We start from the raw sequence: 19,289 nt of genomic DNA, 5'->3' as shown, positions 1-19,289 counted from the left end.
GATCAGCCGGCGGATTGAGGCAGTCGATGGCCGGTAGCGATTCGTGGGACGACGACGAAGTCGAGATGGACCTCCTTGATGACCCGCATGCTGCTTCTGGCCTTGCCTCCTTCGACGACTACGCGCCCACCGTGTCAGACGAGGGCGCTGAGTGGACGGCCGATTCACTAGTAATCAGCGACGAAACTGAAATGGCGCCCGTGGCGTTCTTCACGGTATCCAATCCGCCGGGAACGGTGTCAGCGACGGCGATGATCGGCGGACGCATCCGTGACGTCGACATCCTCGACGCATCGAGCTTCACCGAGTCTCAGCTGGCCGACGAGATCGTCGTACTGGCGGACTTGGCCAAGGAAAAGGCACTGGCCGCCCAGCACGCGGTGACGGTCGAACTCATGCGTGGGCTAGGTCACGACCGGGCCGGCACCAGTGGCTACCTCCAACATGCGATCGGACTGCCTGCACCCGACGTCTCGAGTGCGCGTATGGCGGAGTTGTTTGCGGCTAGATACCCGCTGCGGGCCGAGTAGGCGCGAATGTCGACCATTCCCCATCGGCGTCGTCGGTGGCTACTCGCGGGCGGCGCGCTGGTCCTCGTTACGGCCGTGGTCCTTGCGCTCGTCCTCGTGTGGTGGCCGCGGTACACGCTGAACTCCGCGCGCGCGGCGTGGCAGCCGCCAACGGAACCGGTGCTGTCGTCATCGATGCGCGAGCAGCCCATCGTCGGTTGGCGCACAAGCGTTTTCGACCTCGGACTCCCAGAGGCCAATGACAGCCGCATCGTCGTGAGCAACGTGCCCACTGGGCCTCGCGCATGGATCAAGAGTCTCGGTGACAACGTCTACATGCTGGCCAGCAGTGCTGCATCCAACGGGCGACAGTGGTGGCTGGCCGGAATGGACGCCAGAGATGGCAGGCGGCTCTTCGACGCGGTTCCACTCGGCGTGACCTTGCGGCCGCCCCAGTGCTTTCTCAACGGACCCACCGACGTCCTATGTCTTGATCAGCTTCCGTCGAGTTCCGCGTGGGTGGTCGACGGACGGTCCGGCTCTGTTCAGTACGCCGGGCCCACCAAGCTTCGATTGGGCTTCGATACTCTGGCGGTCAAGCAGATCGGGATCCATGCGGTGGCAGAGACCCAAGACCAAGGCGTGTACGGAATCGGTCCCCGTGCCGAAACGACGTGGTTCGTCCCGGGGGATGGCCGCGCGCAGACACCGCCACCGGGTGCGTACAGCCCGGTATCTCAGTCGCTCGCCGCGCAATACGGGACGAACCCTAGGAAGCTCGATACAACAGTCTTCTCGGTGAGTGACGGCGTGGTTATCAAGCCGGGCGTAGAGGCCGGCACTGAACTTGCTACAACCGCCGTCTACCCAGGTGGATTCGCCTCCGAGATCTATACACCCGACGGCAGGCCATCGGGTATCAGCTTCTTCGATGAAACGGGTAGACGAGTCGGTGAACAGAACGTGGACGGTGCGCTGACTGACGACCTGGTCGACCTGCCGATCATTTCGCAAGGCGAGGATAAGTCGCAAGCGGTGTACTCGCCTCAAGGCCGCCGGATCTTCGACGCGCCCTGGGGTGCAAGTGAACTTGTTGGAAACACATTGCTGGTCAACGACACTGGAAGCCAGTCATTTCCGATGTGGCGGCAGTACGACCTCAAGACCGGCGACGAGGGTTCGGCTTGCGATTTCCCGATGCAGAACTACATCGGAACGGACGGGTCGATCTTCGTCTTCGAGGTCACCAACCACGATGCAGGTCTGCTCGCCACGGCCAGGGATCGAATCTCCTGCGAAAAGGTGTGGTCGATCCCTTCCACGCCCGGTTCGCTTGCTCGCATTTGGCGGATCAACACAACGCTCGTCCAGTTATCTGACGACGGGACGGAACTTAACTCACTCGTCGCGCCATGACATCACGCAATCCGATCATTTCGTAAGCCTTGCGAAACACCTGGCGGCCGACACCCCCAGGTCGCAATCGGTCGTGTTGCCGCACGCCAGTTGCATCACTAGCCTGGGAACCACGCTCCGACGAGCTGCCGCCACCTCGCATGACCGGTTGGCAACAACACGTCGGTTCCAGGGTCCAGATCCGCCCGCCTGGATCTACCGAGGACAGCACATGGCCATCGCCGACATCGCCGAGTACGCGCATCTGAGCGCGGCTGACATCGAGGGTCTCGGGCGAGACCTGGACGGCATCCGCCGCGACATCGAGGAATCACTCGGCGAGCGCGACGCCACCTACATCCGGCGCACCATCGCCTTCCAGCGGACACTCGACCTGGCGTCGCGGCTGCTCATCGCCGGTAGTCGGTCGAGGTCCGGGTGGTGGACCGGCACGCTGTCGCTGGCCTACGCCAAGTGCATCGAGAACATGGAACTCGGTCACAACATCGGCCACGGCCAGTGGGACTGGATGAACGACCCGGAGATCCACTCCACCACCTGGGAGTGGGACATGGTCGGCCCGTCGTCTCAGTGGCGGTACTCGCACAACTATCGCCATCACGTGCACAGCAACATCGTCGGTGTTGACGACGACCTCGGTTTCGGCGTCATCCGCGTGACCCGCGACCAACCGTGGAAGCGCGAGAATCTGTTCCAGCCGCTACGAAACCTGTTGCTGGCGGCCACCTTCGAGTGGGGCATCGCACTGCACGACTTCTACTCGGAGCGCGACCGCGTCGAGACACCCGACAAGAAGGCCGCTGAGCGCAAGCTGCTGCTCCGGAAGATCGGCCGTCAGACAGCCAAGGACTACGTGTTGTTCCCGGCGTTGAGCGGACGGCGTTGGCGTCGCACCCTGGGCGCCAACGTGACCGCCAACCTCCTGCGCAACGTGTGGACCAACGTGGTGATCCTGTGCGGGCACTTTCCCGAGGGCGCCGAGAAGTTCGATCCGGCGGTGCTCGAAAACGAGACCCGCGGCGAGTGGTACCTCCGCCAGATGCTGGGTGCCGCGAATTTCAACGCAGGACCGCTCCTGGCGTTCTCGACCGGAAGCCTCTGCTACCAGATCGAGCACCATCTGTTCCCCGAACTGCCCAGCAACCGCCTTGCGGAGATCGCCGCGCGGGTCCGGCAGCTGTGCGAGAAGTACGACATCCCCTACACCAGCGGGTCACTACCGCGTCAGTACCTCTCGACGCTGCGAGTCATCCACGAGCTGGCCTTCCCGGACGGATTCTGGACCGCGACGAACGGCGAGGCGCAGACCGTGCCGCAACGCGTAGTCCATCGACTGCGTCGCCTCGACCGCCGCCCCGTGCGAACCGGCAGCTGACGACCGCCGAACCGGCTGTCCTGCAGCGGTATTCATTGCCGAGCTGACGGTATCGGGTCGGTGGCGGTAGGGGCCGGCAGCGTCATGTTCGTCGCATCAGGGCCCGTTCGGGTCCAATGAGGTGTACCGTCGGTGTTGGTGGTAAACCCAGCTAGTCGGTGAATGGGTCAGCTTTCGACGCTGATTCCCCCCGACAGCCGCACACGCCGGAATCTCCGGTGGCAACCGCCAGTCGGGATAACCTTGAACGCTCCATCGACAGTTCATCATTTGATTGCTCCCTTCGGGATGCAGAGCTTTGCGTACATGCCGCGGTTCGGGGTTCTCAGCACCCATCCGCCGACGCCCTGCGGGCTAGCGACCTTCAGTGCGGCGCTGGCCGACGGATTGTCCGCCAAGGGCGCCGCTGTCAGCGTTGTCCGCATCGCCGACGGCTCGGACTCCGCGCGCCCCAACATCGTCGGTGAACTCGTCAACGGCTCATCGTCATCGGTCGCGGACAGCGCGGAGCTGCTGAACAGAAGCGACGTCGCGCTCATTCAGCACGAGTACGGCGTGTACGGCGGTCCTGACGGAGACGAAGTGGTTCAGGTCATGAAGGGCCTGCGGATCCCGTCGATCGTCATCGCCCATACGGTGCTCAAAGATCCGACACCGCACCAACGTTCGGTCCTCGAAGAGGTTGTGGCGCTCGCCGATCAGGTGGTCGTGATGTCGGAGGCCGCACGTGTTCGGCTGTGCGCCGGCTATGCCGTCGACCACGACAAAATTGCCACCATCCCGCACGGCGCGGCGCTGCCCAGTACTGCCGAACACGTGCAGCGCTCGGGCAGACCGACCATCCTGACGTGGGGTCTGTTGGGCCCGGGCAAGGGCATCGAGCGGATGATCGAGGCGATGGGGGCCCTGCGGCATCTCCCCAACCCGCCGCGGTACCTGATCGCAGGCCGGACCCACCCGAAGGTGCTCGCCGCCCAGGGGGAGGCGTATCGCGCGGCGCTCATCGAGAAGGCACAGCGCGTCGGCGTCGCCGACTCGGTCGACTTCGACGCTGTCTACCGCGACCCTGCAGAGCTGACCGCGTTCATCCAGACCGCTGACGTCGTAGTCCTGCCGTATGACTCCAGGGAGCAGGTCACCTCCGGCGTGCTGGTGGACTCCATCGCTAGCGGCCGACCGGTCATCGCCACGGCCTTCCCCCACGCCGTCGAGCTGCTCGGCAGCGGCGCGGGCACCGTCGTCGGACACGACGACCCCGAGGCCCTGGTTGACGCACTACGCCGGCTGCTGACCGACCAGCGCGTCGCGGGCTCCATGGCCTCGCAGGCACGCGGGCTTGCGCCGGCAATGGCCTGGCCGGTGGTCGCCGACGCCTATCTCGAACATGCGCGGCGGCTCGTCGCAGCACGGCTGGCGCTGACGTGACCGGCGCTGAGGTGGCCGGTACAGAGGCCGACCCGACGTCCGCCTCGCATTTCGGGCACCTGCTGCGCCTGACGGATCACCGCGCCACCTTCGAACACGCCTGCCTGACCGAGCCCCGTCGCGAGCACGGCTACTGCACCGACGACATGGCCAGGGTTCTGGTGGTCGCCACCCGCGAGCCCGACGCGCCGGGCGAGGTGAAGGGGCTGGCCGGTAAGGCCCTGACGTTCCTCAATGACGCGCAGTCCTTCAACGGTGCCTGCCGCAACCGGATGGACGTCGGGGGTCACTGGACCGACCAGCCGACCACCGACGATCACTGGGGGCGGATGATCTGGGGTCTCGGCACCGCCGCCGCTCACAGTGATGTGAGCCTGGTTCGCCGGTTGGCGGTTATCCAGTTCGAGCGTGCGGCCAAGGCCAGGTCGCGGGCGCCGCGGGCGATGGCCTTCGCCGCTCTTGGCGCCGCTGAACTGCTGACCTTCGTGCCCGGGCATCCGGCAGCGTCGAAGCTGCTCGGCGATTACGTCGCCACCGTCACCGAAACCGACGATGGCACCGAATGGCCTTGGCCCGAAACGCGACTCACCTACGCCAACGCCGTATTGGCCGAGGCCATGATCGCGGCGGGCGTGGCCCTGGATGACTCGACGCTGCTGCAGCGCGGCCTGGATTGTCTGGAGTGGCTACTCGACTACGAGACGACGGACGGTCACCTCTCGCCCACCCCGGTGGGTGGGCGGGGACCGCAGGACGACCGGCCCGCGTTCGACCAGCAGCCCATCGAGGTGGCCACGCTGGCCGACGCGTGCGCACGTGCGGCCGCCGCAGATCCGCGGTCGCTGTGGGCCGAGGGCGTCCGATCCGCCGCCGCCTGGTTCCAGGGGGCCAATGACGTCGGACTGCTTATGTGGGACCCGGAGACCGGCGGCGGCTTCGACGGGATGCACGCCGACCGGGTGAACCAGAACCAGGGCGCGGAGTCGACGCTCGCGGTGATCTCGACGATGCAGCACGCCCGGCAGTTCGCGGCGGCACCGCAATGACGGCCATGCGGACCACACTGGCCACCCGCAGCCCACTCCGAATCGCGGCGGACCCCGGCCGCGTGATCACGCGACTCTTCGTGCCGGGCCAGGAGGGTTTCGAACGCCAGGAGTCACGCACCGGCGCCGTTCTGTCGCGCATCCTTGCCCTGTCCGACGATGACGTCGCGGCGTCGCTCGAGGACGTTGTCACCCGCTTCGGCTGGCGTCACCGGGACCTCGATGGAACCTTTCGCCGTCACGCCAGTGAACTCGCCGACCGTCTCGATCCCGATCGCGCCCTCTCCGATTCACGAAAGATGTTGCTGGGAGCGGCATTCACCAGCGAGTACGCCATCGAAGGCGCCGCGCTATGCAACCCGAGCATGGTGGCGCATCCCGATCAGACCGACACCGCCGCGGGCAGCCTGCGGTTTGTGATGAGTGTCCGGGGGATCGGGGAGGGGCACCGCTCCTCGATCGGATTCCGCACCGGTGTCATCGACTCGGCGGGTAACGCCACGGTGGACGAGCCCGCCCCGTTCGCCGCCACAGGACGTGTCGGGCGCACACTCCTCGACGCGGCCGCCTTCCGCGTCGAACTCAGCCGCCAGGAACACGCCGGTGAGGCCGCGGACTACGTCTTCAACGGGCTCGACGTACTGTTCACCCGAGCCGACCTGAACGAGCGACTCGATGACCTGCGGAGCCACCTGCGCACCCGCGGACACGCCGAGGGCACCATCGCCGCGATCCGCGGTATCGCCGAGCGCTTCTATGCCATCGAGTTCCCCGATGACGTCTCGCTGTCCGAGCGTGTGCTGTGGCCGTCGATGGAGGCCGAGCAGGCCGGCATGGAGGACGCGCGCTTCGTGCGCTTCGTCGACGACGACGGCTCGGTCACCTACTACGCCACCTACACGGCCTACAGTGGATCCCTCATCAGCCAGCAGCTGTTGCAGACCACGGACTTCAGGTCCTTCACCTCCGTTCCGCTCGTCGGGCGTGCCGCCGCCAACAAAGGCCTGGCGCTGTTCCCCCGTCGTGTCGGCGGTCGCTATGCCGCGATGTCGCGATCGGATCGGGAGACCAACTCTCTGGCCTTCACCGATCACCTGTCGGTCTGGACGAGTGCGTCCCCATGCCAGACGCCGACGGAGTCGTGGGAGACGTTGCAACTCGGAAACTGCGGTCCGCCAATCGAAACCGATGCGGGCTGGCTGGTGCTGACCCACGGTGTCGGACCGATGCGGACGTACAGCATCGGCGCGATTCTGCTCGATCTGCACGACCCGACCCGGGTGCTCGGCCGGCTGCGGCGACCACTGCTGAGCCCCGTGCCGGATGAGCAGAACGGCTACGTGCCCAACGTCGTCTACTCCTGCGGCGCGCTCGTTCATGCCGACACGCTGGTGATCCCGTACGGGATCTGTGACAGCGCCATCGGCATCGCCACCGTGCCGCTTCCCGAGTTGCTGGCCGCACTCATCCGCGAAACCTGAGAGGCCCTGTAGAGGAGACACCATGAGCAAGACCGATGATTCGCAACGAAACACACTCAGCGAGAGGGCCGTACACATCGGCGCGGGATTCTTGGCGAAGGAGCGCCCACATGTGATGGCGGAGTTGTCGACTCTCGGCCCGCATTTGGGACGCTGGGACCCCAGCGGTGTCCGCGTGGAGGTCTCCGTGCAGAACCGCGGCGAGAAGGAGCAGCGCGTCACCCTGCGCACGACGCTGCCGGGGCTCAATCCGGTCGTGGCGGTCGCAGACGATATGGACCTCACCCGCGCGCTCAACGACGCGAAGCGCGAGCTGATCCGTCAGCTCGAACACCAGAAGTCGATGCGCGAGCCCATGCACAACCGCCGGCTTCGGGACAAGACCATCCGCCATCCGAGCGGCACGGTGCAGGCCGAGGGCACGCAGCGTCTCTCATGACGTCAGTTGAGGCACAAGCCCCTTCCGGGCGGGCCACGCAACCGCTGCAACTGAGTCTGAAGCCGCTCACCGACTGTGTCGGGGAAACCGGCGGAACCTGGTGGCCGCGATCGCGAGATCTGCTGGCCGAGCTTCCCGACCTTCTCGCCGCGCTCGCGGAGCGACTGGGTCGCGTCGAGCGGGTTGTCTACAACCCGGCCGGGTGGGCGCCGTCAGTGCCCCGTCAGACGGTCGTAGGTGACACGACGGTCACGCTGGAGGCCTATCAGTTCGAGCTGTTCGACAAGCTCTACGCGTACAGCATCGGGGGCACCAGCATCGTGCTCGAAGTTGTCCCGGCTGCCCGGGAACTCTCGGTGCGCGATATGGAGGAGATGGCCACGGCGCACTCGAGGTGGGACTCCGAGGGCGGCTTACTGGGTGTGCGGACCGCGGTCCGCCACTGGAGCGGCTAGCGCTTCTTGCCGTGCAGCAGGTTGTCGGTCTGCGAGGAGGTGTCGGACTTGGAGCGCTTGTCGGCGCGTTTTTCCTTCAACGACTTGCCGGTCTTCTTGGTCATGCCCTGGCGCGGGGACTTGTCAGACAATGTCGGCCCTTTGATAAGGGGGCCTGGCTGGTCCCGATACCTGGACCCTACGCTCACGGCCGTGCCTTCTGTGCCCGCAGTCGACAGCAGGCCGCGCAGAAATGCCTGGTCGGGCCCACGTCGCGGCCCACGCGAGCCTGCTGAGCAGCGGTTGCTGGACGTTTGGCAGGGCCTGACGGCTTGGCCGGAGGGTGTAATGTCAGGGGTGTTGGGAAACCGACCAGCCCGGAATGAATCAGCAGTTCACCGCTGACATCCACGAGCAACCGCTCAAGCCGGGCACCTCGCGACAACCGCGCGTCGGGATCACTTTGACAGCATTATCACTTGGTCGAACATCGATCAATAGCATTGCGTACCAGGGCGATTCCTCGTCTTCAAGTGTGGGCGTACTGACGACCTACGCGCCCACGATCTGCGGATTGTCGAGCTTCAGCGCGTCGCTGTGCGATGGGCTGGAGGCCAGTGGCGCCCAGGTCCAGGTCGTGCGGATCGCCGACGGAGAGCCCTCGGAGGATCCCCGCGTCGTCGGTGAACTCACCGCCGGGTCAAGTTCGTCCATCGCGGCGTGCGCGGACACTCTCAACCGCTGCGACGTCGCCATCATCCAGCACGACGTCGGCATCTACGGCGGCACCGACGGCGCCGACCTCGTGGAGGTGATGCGCGCTCTGCGCGTGCCCGCCATCGTCGTGGCGCACGCCGTCCCGCGCAATCCGACACCCGAGCAGCGCGCCGTCTTCGAGACCGTTCTGGACCTGGCCGACCAGGTGGTCGTCATATCCGACACGGCAGGCGAGCGTCTGCAGGCGGAGTACGTCGTGCACCGCCGCAAGGTCACCACCATCGCGCACGGCACGACCATCCCCGCCGCCGCCCAGGTGAAGCGTGGCGGCAGGCCGACCCTGCTGACGTGGGGCCTGCTTCGCCCCGGCAAGGGTGTCGAGCGGGTCATCGAGGCCATGGTGGCGCTGAAGGACCTGCGCGGACAGCCGCGCTACGTCATCGCGGGCCCGACGCACCCCAAAACGCTCGCGGCCGAGGGCGAGGCCTACCGCGAAGCGCTCAAGCAACAGGTCATCGACAGCGGGCTGACCGGAACGGTGCTCTTCGCGCCGGACTACCGTGGGCGCGCCTCGATCGCGGCGCTGATCCAGTCCTGCGCGGCCGTCGTGCTGCCGTACGACGTGACCGACCAGGTCACCTCCGGGGTGCTCGTCGAGTCCGTCGCGAACGGGCGTCCCGTCATCGCGACGGCCTTCCCGCACGCCGTCGACGTCCTCGGCAGCGGCGCGGGCATAGTGGTCGGGCACGACGATCTCGACGCGCTGACCGCCGCTCTGCGCCAGGTGTTGTCCGACCCACGCTCATCGGGTGCCATGGCCGCCGAGGGCAGGCGTCTGGCCCCGACCATGCTGTGGCCCGCCGTCAGCAAGTCGTATCTGATTCTCGCGCAACGCCTCGTCCTCGAGCGACGGTCGATGGCGTGACCGCGCCGACGCCGGCCCTGAGCCTCGGCGTCATCGGTCGGACCAGCAAGGAGAACGAACGCCGGCTGCCGATCCACCCACACCACGTGGAGCGGATCGACGCCGATCTGCGCGCGAACATCTACCTCGAGACGAACTACGGCGCCGACTTCGGTGTCTCCGACGAGCATCTGTCGGGTCTCGTCGCAGGCGTGCGCACTCGCGAGCAGTTGATCGCCGAGTGCGACGTCATCCTGCTGCTCAAGCCGTGCGCCGCCGATCTGGCCGCCCTTCGCGAGGGTCAGGTGCTGTGGGGCTGGCCGCACTGCGTCCAGGACCGGGCACTGACCGATCAGGCCGTCGAACGCCGACAGACGGTCATCGCGTTCGAGGCGATGAACGTGTGGGGTTCCGACGGGTCCTTCAAACTGCACGTCTTCCACAAGAACAACGAGATGGCCGGGTACTGCTCGGTGCTGCACGGCCTGCAGATCGTCGGCCTGACCGGCACCTACGGTCCCCGGCTCAACGCCGCCGTCATCGGATTCGGTGCCACCGCCCGTGGCGCTGTGACGGCGCTGGCGGCGCTCGGGATTCACGACGTCAACATCCTGACCAACCGCAGCGTCACCGAGGTGGCCTCACCCATCCACTCGGCACAGATCCTGAACTTCGGAAACGACCCGGACGCCGGCCCCGGCGAGCCGACGAACTACGCGATGACGCCAGACGGCAAAGTGCCGTTGGCCGGATACCTGGCCGAGCACGACATCATCGTCAACTGCGTTCTGCAGGACACCAATGCGCCCCTGACCTTCCTGGACGAGGACGACCTGGCATCGTTCCGCGAAGGTGGTCTGATCATCGACGTATCCTGTGATGAGGCAATGGGTTTCAGCTGGGCGCGTCCGACGACGTTCGATGAGCCGTCGTTCACGGTCGGCCCCAACATCACCTACTACGCCGTCGACCACAGCCCGTCCTACCTGTGGAACGCGGCGAGCTGGGAGATCGGCGAGGCGCTCATGCCGTATCTGCGGACGGTGCTCACCGGACGCGATGCGTGGCAGGACGACCCGACGGTGCAGGCGGCCATCGAGATTCTGGACGGCAAGATCATGAATCCCGACATCACCGCGTTCCAGGGCCGCGCCGCCGAGGTACCGCACGCCGAATAGCGGTAACTCTCAACGGAAGAGGCGTACCGTGGGAGGTGTCGAGTAGCTCGGTTTCGGGCAATGTTCTCGACGTGAGGAGTCTCGGCCATGACGGTCACAGTGACGCTGCCTGACGGCGAAACCGATCAATACATGCGGTTCGGGGACACCTACTTCGAACATGGCGACGGATCGCTCGACGTGATTCGCACTGGCGCCAAGACGCCGTTCAGCTATCCAGCCAATGGCTGGACCGAGGTGCATGGCGACGAGCGCAAGCACCAGAAGCGCCGTTTCTGGCGCTGAGCCCCGGTATCACCCGACACGTTGCGCATACGCCGTCAGTTCGTCGATGAACCCCGGCGGAAAGCGCAACGTGCCCTTCTGCGTTCGTCCCAGGAAGCCCGACGCCGCCCGCGCCGATAGCGGCTTTCCCGGATACCGCAGGAAGTCCGCCAACGACGGTCGCGGATGCCACACCGGCCACGGCCCGACGCTCGACGCGTGCACCTGGCCGTCGAGGTCCGCCCACGCGGCCCGGCGCGGCCACTTCGCGCCCTCCCACGGCAGGTCGTCGGCGCCGTGGTAGCGACCGGGTTTGGCGAGGCGCGTCCCGATCCACGCCGCGACGGGCACGCTGACGGAGTTGCCCACCATCCGCCACCGCTCACCCCGCTTGGCCACCTCGTCGGCGGGGGAGGTCCAGTCGTCGGGAAAACCCTGCAATCGCTCCGTGTCTCGCACGTCGGGCGTGACGTACTCGCCGGACGGCAGCCGGATCGCCGGGGGAGAGGCGACCCCCACCGATGATCCGCACTTGATCGGCGGCACACCATCGACGGCCCAGCCGAACGACCGCATGCCCTCGGTCCAGTAGAACCCGCAGGCGACATCGGGATAACCGTCACCGACGGCAGGTCTCTCGTGGTCGTCGGCCAGCAGGACGTCGCGGGGATCGCCGACGCGGCTGCCCACCAGATACCACCGGTTGCGTCGCTGCGGCAGACCGAACGCGTTGGTGTCGACGACGCGATACGCCCACCGGTAGCCGAGGTCGGTCAACGACCGCGTGACCATTCGCAGCGCCGCCCCCTGGCCCAGGGACATCAGGAACGGCACGTTCTCCAGCACCACCCACGGCACGTCGGAGGTCTCGAGCAGACGCATCACCTCGCCGACGAGACCGCTTCGGGCACCGTCGATTCCAACCTTGCGCCCGACGCTGGACAGATCCTGGCACGGAAAGCCCGCGACGACGACGTCGGTGCCGGTCGGCAGGCGCTTGACGTCGCGGACGTCGGCCTCGAGCTTGGTGTCGGGAAAGCGGCGCCGCAGCACGTGCATGGCGGCCGGCGCGTTCTCGACGAGCAATCCGGTGTGGTGACCGCCCTCGGCTATCCCGAGTTCGAGGCCGCCGATTCCGGCGAACAGTCCTGCGACCGTGAAGGTCACCGAAGCCATTCCAGGGCAACGGCATAGCTCAGTCGCGATGGCACGGCGTTCCCGATCATTCGCGCCAGCGCCGTGCGGTGGGCGACGCGTGAGAAGCTGAACCAGTCCGGGATGTACTGCAGCCGGGCGGCCTCGTGGGCGGTGATGGTGCGTCGTCGACTCGGGTGCACGTAGCGGCCCATGCACATGCTGTAGAAGCCGGTGGTGACGGTCTGTGACGGTCGGTCCCAGGCGAGCCTGCCGTAGATCGACTTGTAGCTGTGGCCGCCGTCGGCGTGGCAGTCGGGCCGCTGGCTGTCGGGCAGGTCGAACGCCGCGTTCTCGAAGAGGTAGTCGATGCGTTGGCGGGTCGTCGGCGCCGAGCGTGCGACCACGTCCACCGCGTCGATGCGGTGCGCGTCGGGCATCGTCTCGAGGTCCTGGAACGCCCAGCCCGCGGTCCTGGGGTTGCGGCGGTGGCGGTCGACGACCTCGGCGGGGGTGACGGTGTGCGACAGGCTGGCCATCAGCACCAGGCGTCGACGGGTCTGCGGAACGCCGATCTCGTGCAGCGCGACGACGCCGATCGACACGTGGTAGCCGAGGTCGTGCAGCGCGTCGGCGGTCCGCTGCACCACCGACCGCCGATCATTCAGTGCGCCAGGCACGTTCTCGATCAGGATGTGCTGCGGCTCAAGCACTTCGGCGGCGCGCACCATCGTCTGGTACAGCTCGTTCTTCTCGTCGCGGTGCCGCGTCCGGTTGTTGAAGTCGCTGTGGCCCTGGCACGGTGGGCCACCGACCATGATGTCGACGCTGCCGTACCGCTTGGCCAGTTGGCGCTCGGCCGGGGTGCACCGCGCGCCCACCTGGCCGGGCAGCAGCGTGGCGACGTCATCGCAGATCGTGGTGGCGGTGGGGAAGTTGTCGGCGTAGGTCTGCGCGGCGACGTCGTCGAGGTCGACGGCCAGGACCGGTTCGAAGGGACGGTTGAGCGCGCGGGCCGCCTCGGCCAGCCCGATCGAGAGCCCGCCGCAGCCCGAGAACAGGTCGACCACCCGGACCGAGGAGCGGGTGGCGGCGCACGGCGGAGCGATCGGGTTCTGTAGCCAGGCGCGCTCGGCCTCGTCGGCGCAGGTGGGTCGGGCGTCGCTACCGGGATAGCGGGCCAGCGCACTGGCGACCCGCCTGCCGTCCCGCAGGTGCAGGACGCGTTCGTAGGAGCCGTTGCGGGTGCGGAACCGCTCGAAGCCGGCCTCGGCGCTGGGCCGATGCCCACCGGCTACAAGGGAAGGCTCAAGCATCCCCGTAATGGTAGGCAGCCAAGCCCGCTATTCGGGCAGGTGGGGCGGCGCGCCGCCAATACTCTGGAGACATGGCGGAGTCATGGGCCTCCTCGCCAGCGGTGCGGCGGGTGATGCAGTCCAACAAGAGCCGCGACACCAAGCCCGAGAAGGCGCTGCGGTCGGCGGTCCACGCGCTGGGCCTGCGCTATCGGGTGTCGGCCAAACCGCTGGCCGGGCTGCGGCGCACCGCTGACATGGTGTTCCCCACCGCGAAGGTGGCGGTGTTCCTCGACGGCTGCTTCTGGCACGGCTGCCCGCAGCATCACACCGTCGCGTCGGCCAATGCGAAGTTCTGGGCCGACAAGGTCGAGGGCAACCGGACACGCGACCGGGACACCGACGAGCGGTTGGCGCAGGCCGGCTGGGTGAGCGTGCGGGTCTGGGAGCACGAGGATCCGGTCGAGGCCGCGGCACGGGTGCGTGAGATCGTGCGGTCGCGCCGGGGCGACCCGGTCGCGTGACCGCCCGAAAGTGAAGTCGAAGTGCCCACCTCTGAGCGACTTCGCGTTGGGCGACGCGTCCCTTCAGCGGTCTTGCCACCGTCGTTGAGATAGCGCTGGTGGTGGTGACTACCCACACTTCTTCGCCATGAGCGCTATCTCAACGCAGTGGGAGCCGGGCGAGACCCGCATTGTCGCTCAGAGGCGGGCACTCGCAACGTGTCTTCTGGGCCCGCCTGCCCGCTACTTCAACTTCACCATCCGCGTCGTCGAACTCTCGTCCAACTCCACGACATCGGTGCGCGAGCGCAGGAAGTCGCTGAACGACTTGAAGCCCAACGACTTCTCGCTGAACGACGGATCCATCCGCTTCATCTGTGCCTTGACCGCCGAGTTGTGCAGCCACTCGACATCGTCCTTCTCCAGCCCGATCTGCAGCGCGCGCGTCAGCAGTGCGGTGGCCGCGGTCTGCGGGTCCGGTGGCTCCGGCTCCGCCGGCGGTCCGGCGGCCTTGGTGCTGCGGCGCGCCGTCCGCTTCTTCGGGGCCTCCTCGACGACATCGGGTTCCGGATCCGGTTCGAACACCGGGACGCCCGGGAGCGCGTCATAGATGACGAAGTCGTCGCACGCCGCGGCCAGTGAGCGGCTCGATGAACCGGCGACACCGATCCCGACCACGTAGCGGCCGAGCCGTTTGCAGCGCTGCGCCAACGCGATGTAGTCGGAGTCGCCCGCCACGATCACCACGTGGGTGAGGTCGGGCAGCCGGAACATGTCCTCGACGGCGTCGACCGCCAGCCTGATGTCGGCGCCGTTCTTGCCGTAGGCGGCCGCCGGGAACAGCTGGACCAGGTCGACGGCGCGGCCGACCAGCTGACCGCGATATCCGGCGTTGACGTCGGCCGACCAGTCCGCATAGGCGCGTGTCAAGACCAGCGTGCCGAACGACGAGGCGAAGTCGATGATGGCGCCGACGTCGACGGTCGCCCGGTCCAACCGATCCTGCTCCAGCCCCTTCGTCTTGTCTCTCTGGAACGAGCTACGCCCGTTGACCTGGTCATACCGCGAGATCACGATGTTGTCGAAGTCGAGGTAGACCGCGACGCGGGTGGCAGCGGTGTCAGTCATGGGTTCAGTCTGGTCGATCACCGGCAAGCCGCGGCATCGACCGGCATAAGTCGCTCAGAGGCGGGCACTCGCACACACGGTTTCGAAGCGCGCGGGATGGGCATCCATCAGCCCAGTTGCAGGCCGAGCGTCTCGAACATGAACGTCTCCCCAACGGTCCGGTGCTGCGCGAGCACGAAGCCTACGATGATCAAGGTGGTCGAATCCGTGATTTCCGAGTCCGCGACAACGCCGATACCCGCAGCCTGGCCCACCGGTCGCGGCGCCGACGTCGGTGATGACACCCTCGCCAGAATCGACCGCTGGTGGCGAGCCGCCAACTACCTGTCGGTCGGACAGATCTATCTGCTGGACAATCCACTGCTGCGCACGCCGCTGACACGCGAGGACGTCAAGCCCCGGCTGCTCGGGCACTGGGGCACCACGCCCGGATTGAACTTCCTTTACGCACATCTCAATCGCGCGATCGCCGAGCGCGCGCAGTCGACCATCTACGTCACCGGCCCGGGCCACGGCGGCCCCGGGCTGGTGGCCAACGCCTATCTCGACGGCACGTACTCGGAGGTCTACTCCGACATCACGCCCGACACCGAGGGCATCCGTCGTCTGTTCCGGCAGTTCTCCTTCCCCGGCGGAATCCCATCGCACGTGGCGCCCGAGACGCCGGGGTCGATCCACGAGGGCGGTGAACTCGGCTACGCCCTGTCGCACGCATACGGGGCCGCGTTCGACAACCCCGACCTGCTCGTCGCCACGGTGATCGGTGACGGCGAGGCCGAGACCGGCGCGCTGGCCACCAGCTGGCACTCCAACAAGTTCGTCAACCCGGTCAAGGACGGCGTCGTGCTGCCGATCCTGCATCTGAACGGCTACAAGATCGCCAATCCGACTGTGCTGGCGAGAATCCCGACCGACGAACTGCGCAGCCTGATGGAGGGCTACGGGCATCGACCGTACTTCTTCGAGGTGCCCGACGACGCCACCGCGGCCGACCACGCCGACGCCCACCGCCGATTCGCGCAGCTGCTCGACGAGGTCCTCGACGAGATCGCCGACCTCAAGGCCAAGGCCGCCGACGGCGATGAGCAGCGGCCGAAGTGGCCGATGATCGTGTTCCGCACCCCGAAGGGATGGACCGGCCCGGCCACCATCGACGGCAAGAAGACCACGGGATCCTGGCGGGCGCACCAGGTTCCACTCGCCAACGCCCGCGACACCCCCGAACACCTCCAGGTGCTCAACGACTGGTTGACGTCCTATCGCGCGGAGGAACTGTTCGACGAGAACGGCGCCCTGGACCCCGACATCGCCGCCCTGGCCCCCGCGGGCGACCTGCGCATGAGCGCCAACCCGCACGCCAACGGCGGTCTACTGCTCAAGGACCTTCGGCTGCCCGACTTCCGTGACTACGGTGTCGACGTCGTCACCCCCGGCGCGCCCATCGCCGAGTCCACCAAGGTGCTGGGCCAGTGGCTGACCGACGTCGTCCGGCTCAATCCGGACAACTTCCGCATCTTCGGACCCGACGAGACCGCGTCCAACCGCCTGCAGTCGGTGTACGAGGCCACCGACAAACAGTGGAACGCCGAGTTCTTCGGACCCGAGGTCGACGACCACCTGGCCCGCGCCGGGCGCGTCATGGAGATGCTGTCGGAGCATCAGTGTCAGGGCTGGCTGGAGGGGTATCTGCTGACCGGCCGGCACGGGCTGTTCAACTGCTACGAGGCGTTCATCCACATCATCGACTCGATGTTCAATCAGCACGCCAAATGGCTCAAGGTGACCAACCACATTGCCTGGCGTCGGCCGATCGCGAGCCTGAACTACCTTCTGTCAAGCCATGTCTGGCGCCAGGATCACAACGGGTTCTCCCACCAGGACCCCGGGTTCATCGACCACGTCGTCAACAAGAAGGCGGAAGTCGTCCGGGTGTATCTGCCGCCGGACGCCAACACGCTGCTGTCGACCTACGACCACTGCCTGCGGTCGCGACAGTACGTCAACGTCGTGGTGGCGGGCAAGCAGCCCAGCCCGAACTTCCTGAACATGGAGCAGGCCATCGCGCACTGCACGCGCGGGTTGGGCATCTGGGAGTGGGCGGGCACCGAGATGCTGGGCGAGGATCCCGATGTCGTCATCGCCTGCGCCGGCGACGTCCCCACACTGGAGGCGCTCGCGGCGGTCGACCTGCTCAAGCGGGACCTGCCCGACCTGTTGATCCGGTTCGTCAACGTGGTGGACCTGATGAGACTGCAGTCCGACAGCGAGCACCCGCACGGGTTGTCCGACAAGCACTTCGACGCGATATTCACCGTCGACAAGCCGATCATCTTCGCCTATCACGGCTACCCCTGGCTGATCCATCGGTTGACCTACCGACGGGTCGGGCATCCCAACCTGCACGTGCGCGGCTACAAGGAGGAGGGCACCACCACCACGCCGTTCGACATGGTGATGCTCAACGACCTGGATCGCTACCACCTGGCGATGGACGTCATCGACCGCGTGCCATTCCTGCAGTCCAAGGCGGCGCCGCTGCGGCAACGGTTGAGCGACAAGCGGCTCGCCGCACGCGAGTACACCCGTGAGCACGGCGACGATATCCCCGAGGTGCGGGACTGGGTGTGGCCGGCGGCGCGTGCAGCGGTCGAGGTGACAGATCTCGACAAGACCGCGTCGACCGGAGGCGACAACGAATGAGCCTCACTCTGAGCGGGCTGAGAGTGGGCTAGGGGCGGTCGACGATGTCCGCGTACTCAGGATGCTTCTCGAGGTAGGCGATCACCGCCGGGCACTCCGGCACGATCCGCAGCCCCTCGGACCTGGTCTGTGCCAGTGCCTCGCTGATAAGGACGGTGGCCAGGCCGCGACCCTCGAAGGCGTCGTCGACCTCGGTGTGCGGAAACACCCGTGAGTTTCCCTCCACCCTGCCACGGTTCGCCGAACGTGAAGAAGATGGCGAGGTTCTCGCGAAACATGGCCATCTTCTTCACGTTCGGGCTGAGAGTGAACTACCCCAGCGAACGCACGATGTCGGGCTTCATGGCCTCGAGCTGCGCGCCCCAGTAGGCCCAGTTGTGCGTGCCGTTGGGCGGGAAGTTGAAGGTGGCGTTGTTGCCGCCCGCGGCGGTGTACGCGTTCTGGAAGGCGATGTTGCTGTCCTTCGTCATCCCCTCAAGCACGGTGGCAGGCAGATCGCCGCCGCCCAGCTCGGTGGGCGTGCCGTTGCCGGTGTACACCCAGAGCCGGGTGCCGTTGGCCGCCAGCCTGCCCGCCTGCAGTGTCGGGTCGTTGCGCTGCCACTCCGGCCCGCCGCCCGGACCCCACATCGCGTTCGCGTCGAAGCCGCCCGAATCCCGCATCGAGAAACCGACCAGCGTCGGCCACATCCCCTGCGAGAGGTTGAGGAATCCCGACAGCGACCCGGCGTAGGAGAAGGTGCCGGGGTGGTACGCGGCCAGGATCAGCGCGGCGCTGCCGGCCATCGACAACCCGACCACGGCATTCCCCGACGGAGAGATCCCCTTGTTCGCCGACAGGTACGCCGGCAGTTCCGAGCTCAGGAAGGTCTCCCAGTTGTAGGTCTGGGTCTGTCCATTGCCCACAGCGGGGGCATTCCAGTTGGTGTAGAAGCTCGACATTCCGCCGACCGGCATGACCACTGCGACACCCGACTCGTAGAAGTCCTCGAATGCGTTGGTCTCGATGTCCCACCCGCTGTTGTCATCCCGCGCGCGCAGCCCGTCGAGCAGGTACACCGCGTGTGAGCCACCGCCCTGGAACCTGATCGGAATATCGCGGCCCATGGACGCCGACGGCACCATCAGGGTCTCGACCGGAAGGCCCGGCCGGGAGTAGGCGCCTGCGGTCGCCGAACCCCCGGCGATACCGACCAGGCCAGGCAACACCGCCGCTGACACGGCGACCACCGCAATCCGGCGCCACGCGCCTCGGAAACTGAACGTCATCCCACTGCCCATCTGTTGTCGAAGACCCGCACAGGTCGTAATCGGCCGCACGCAGCGGGTGGGGCGGAGGCCT

The 19,289-nt window shown here is 66.8% G+C and carries 18 protein-coding genes and 1 pseudogene; 13 read left to right on the top strand and 6 right to left on the bottom strand.

Going from position 1 to position 19,289, the window contains the following annotated elements; translation table 11 throughout:
• The first annotated feature begins 26 nt into the window (after positions 1-26).
• The 8 genes from ACZY0X_RS01895 to ACZY0X_RS01860 all read left to right on the top strand — a co-directional run bounded on the left by ACZY0X_RS01895 (position 27) and on the right by ACZY0X_RS01860 (position 8,146).
• Positions 27-530 (top strand): YbaB/EbfC family DNA-binding protein, encoded by a 504-nt coding sequence (locus ACZY0X_RS01895; RefSeq protein WP_463767902.1) that lies wholly within the window; start codon positions 27-29, stop codon positions 528-530.
• Positions 531-704: 174 nt separating this feature from the next.
• Entirely contained in the window at positions 705-1,925 is a 1,221-nt protein-coding gene (locus ACZY0X_RS01890) for a hypothetical protein (protein WP_463767901.1), read from the top strand.
• 211 nt (positions 1,926-2,136) lie between these two features.
• Positions 2,137-3,300 carry a fatty acid desaturase family protein gene (locus ACZY0X_RS01885; protein ID WP_463767900.1) on the top strand — a complete coding sequence of 388 codons (1,164 nt, stop codon included), beginning with the start codon at positions 2,137-2,139 and terminating at the stop codon, positions 3,298-3,300.
• A gap of 288 nt (positions 3,301-3,588) precedes the next feature.
• Positions 3,589-4,725, top strand: a complete 1,137-nt coding sequence (locus ACZY0X_RS01880; RefSeq protein ID WP_463768729.1) for a glycosyltransferase — start codon at positions 3,589-3,591, stop codon at positions 4,723-4,725.
• Positions 4,722-5,771, top strand: a complete 1,050-nt coding sequence (locus ACZY0X_RS01875) for a glycosyltransferase (RefSeq protein ID WP_463767899.1) — start codon at positions 4,722-4,724, stop codon at positions 5,769-5,771. The genes ACZY0X_RS01880 and ACZY0X_RS01875 overlap by 4 nt, the downstream gene beginning before the upstream one ends.
• The gene (locus ACZY0X_RS01870) at positions 5,768-7,252 is read left to right on the top strand and encodes a glycoside hydrolase family 130 protein (protein ID WP_463767898.1); all 1,485 of its coding nucleotides are present in this window, start codon (positions 5,768-5,770) and stop codon (positions 7,250-7,252) included. Before ACZY0X_RS01875 ends, ACZY0X_RS01870 begins: the two co-directional genes overlap by 4 nt.
• 22 nt (positions 7,253-7,274) lie before the next feature.
• Positions 7,275-7,691, top strand: coding sequence for a hypothetical protein (locus ACZY0X_RS01865; protein ID WP_463767897.1), 417 nt, complete (start codon positions 7,275-7,277; stop codon positions 7,689-7,691).
• A complete protein-coding gene (locus tag ACZY0X_RS01860; protein ID WP_463767896.1) occupies positions 7,688-8,146 on the top strand; it encodes a DUF5994 family protein in 459 nt (152 codons plus the stop codon). Before ACZY0X_RS01865 ends, ACZY0X_RS01860 begins: the two co-directional genes overlap by 4 nt.
• Here the strand turns inward: ACZY0X_RS01860 and ACZY0X_RS01855 are convergent.
• A complete protein-coding gene (locus tag ACZY0X_RS01855) occupies positions 8,143-8,277 on the bottom strand; it encodes a hypothetical protein (protein WP_463767895.1) in 135 nt (44 codons plus the stop codon). The two genes, ACZY0X_RS01860 and ACZY0X_RS01855, sit on opposite strands and share 4 nt — an antisense overlap.
• 383 nt (positions 8,278-8,660) lie before the next feature.
• Here ACZY0X_RS01855 and ACZY0X_RS01850 point away from each other — a divergent pair, with 383 nt between their 5' ends.
• From ACZY0X_RS01850 to ACZY0X_RS01840, 3 genes are all read left to right on the top strand, one after another.
• Entirely contained in the window at positions 8,661-9,767 is a 1,107-nt protein-coding gene (locus tag ACZY0X_RS01850) for a glycosyltransferase (RefSeq protein ID WP_463767893.1), read from the top strand.
• A complete protein-coding gene (locus ACZY0X_RS01845) occupies positions 9,764-10,924 on the top strand; it encodes a N(5)-(carboxyethyl)ornithine synthase (protein WP_463767892.1) in 1,161 nt (386 codons plus the stop codon). The genes ACZY0X_RS01850 and ACZY0X_RS01845 overlap by 4 nt, the downstream gene beginning before the upstream one ends.
• An 87-nt stretch (positions 10,925-11,011) precedes the next feature.
• Entirely contained in the window at positions 11,012-11,209 is a 198-nt protein-coding gene (locus ACZY0X_RS01840; RefSeq protein WP_463767890.1) for a hypothetical protein, read from the top strand.
• A gap of 9 nt (positions 11,210-11,218) precedes the next feature.
• Here the strand turns inward: ACZY0X_RS01840 and ACZY0X_RS01835 are convergent, their stop codons facing one another.
• Positions 11,219-12,364: a DNA cytosine methyltransferase gene (locus ACZY0X_RS01835; protein ID WP_463767889.1), complete on the bottom strand. Its 1,146-nt coding sequence runs from the start codon at positions 12,362-12,364 to the stop codon at positions 11,219-11,221.
• Entirely contained in the window at positions 12,352-13,638 is a 1,287-nt protein-coding gene (locus ACZY0X_RS01830) for a DNA cytosine methyltransferase (protein WP_463767888.1), read from the bottom strand. Before ACZY0X_RS01830 ends, ACZY0X_RS01835 begins: the two co-directional genes overlap by 13 nt.
• A gap of 71 nt (positions 13,639-13,709) precedes the next feature.
• Between ACZY0X_RS01830 and ACZY0X_RS01825 the strand changes: the two genes are divergently transcribed.
• Entirely contained in the window at positions 13,710-14,141 is a 432-nt protein-coding gene (locus ACZY0X_RS01825; RefSeq protein ID WP_463767886.1) for a very short patch repair endonuclease, read from the top strand.
• Between the two features lie 222 nt (positions 14,142-14,363).
• On the opposite strand, the gene ACZY0X_RS01820 is transcribed toward ACZY0X_RS01825, so the two are convergent.
• Positions 14,364-15,248: an NYN domain-containing protein gene (locus tag ACZY0X_RS01820; RefSeq protein WP_241400924.1), complete on the bottom strand. Its 885-nt coding sequence runs from the start codon at positions 15,246-15,248 to the stop codon at positions 14,364-14,366.
• A 234-nt stretch (positions 15,249-15,482) separates the two neighbouring features.
• On the opposite strand from ACZY0X_RS01820, the gene ACZY0X_RS01815 reads away from it, so the two are divergent.
• Positions 15,483-17,948, top strand: coding sequence for a phosphoketolase family protein (locus tag ACZY0X_RS01815; protein ID WP_463768728.1), 2,466 nt, complete (start codon positions 15,483-15,485; stop codon positions 17,946-17,948).
• 28 nt (positions 17,949-17,976) lie between these two features.
• Here ACZY0X_RS01815 and ACZY0X_RS01810 read toward each other — a convergent pair.
• Positions 17,977-18,159, bottom strand: a pseudogene (locus ACZY0X_RS01810) (GNAT family N-acetyltransferase); the annotation flags it as partial.
• Between the two features lie 100 nt (positions 18,160-18,259).
• The gene (locus tag ACZY0X_RS01805) at positions 18,260-19,216 is read right to left on the bottom strand and encodes an esterase family protein (RefSeq protein WP_463767885.1); all 957 of its coding nucleotides are present in this window, start codon (positions 19,214-19,216) and stop codon (positions 18,260-18,262) included.
• Positions 19,217-19,289: the final 73 nt, after the last annotated feature.

The sequence above is a fragment of the Mycobacterium sp. IDUB_39 genome (assembly GCF_055419205.1).
The sequence above is the reverse complement of the archived record's forward strand: the minus strand, read 5'-3'. Positions and strand labels throughout refer to the sequence as shown.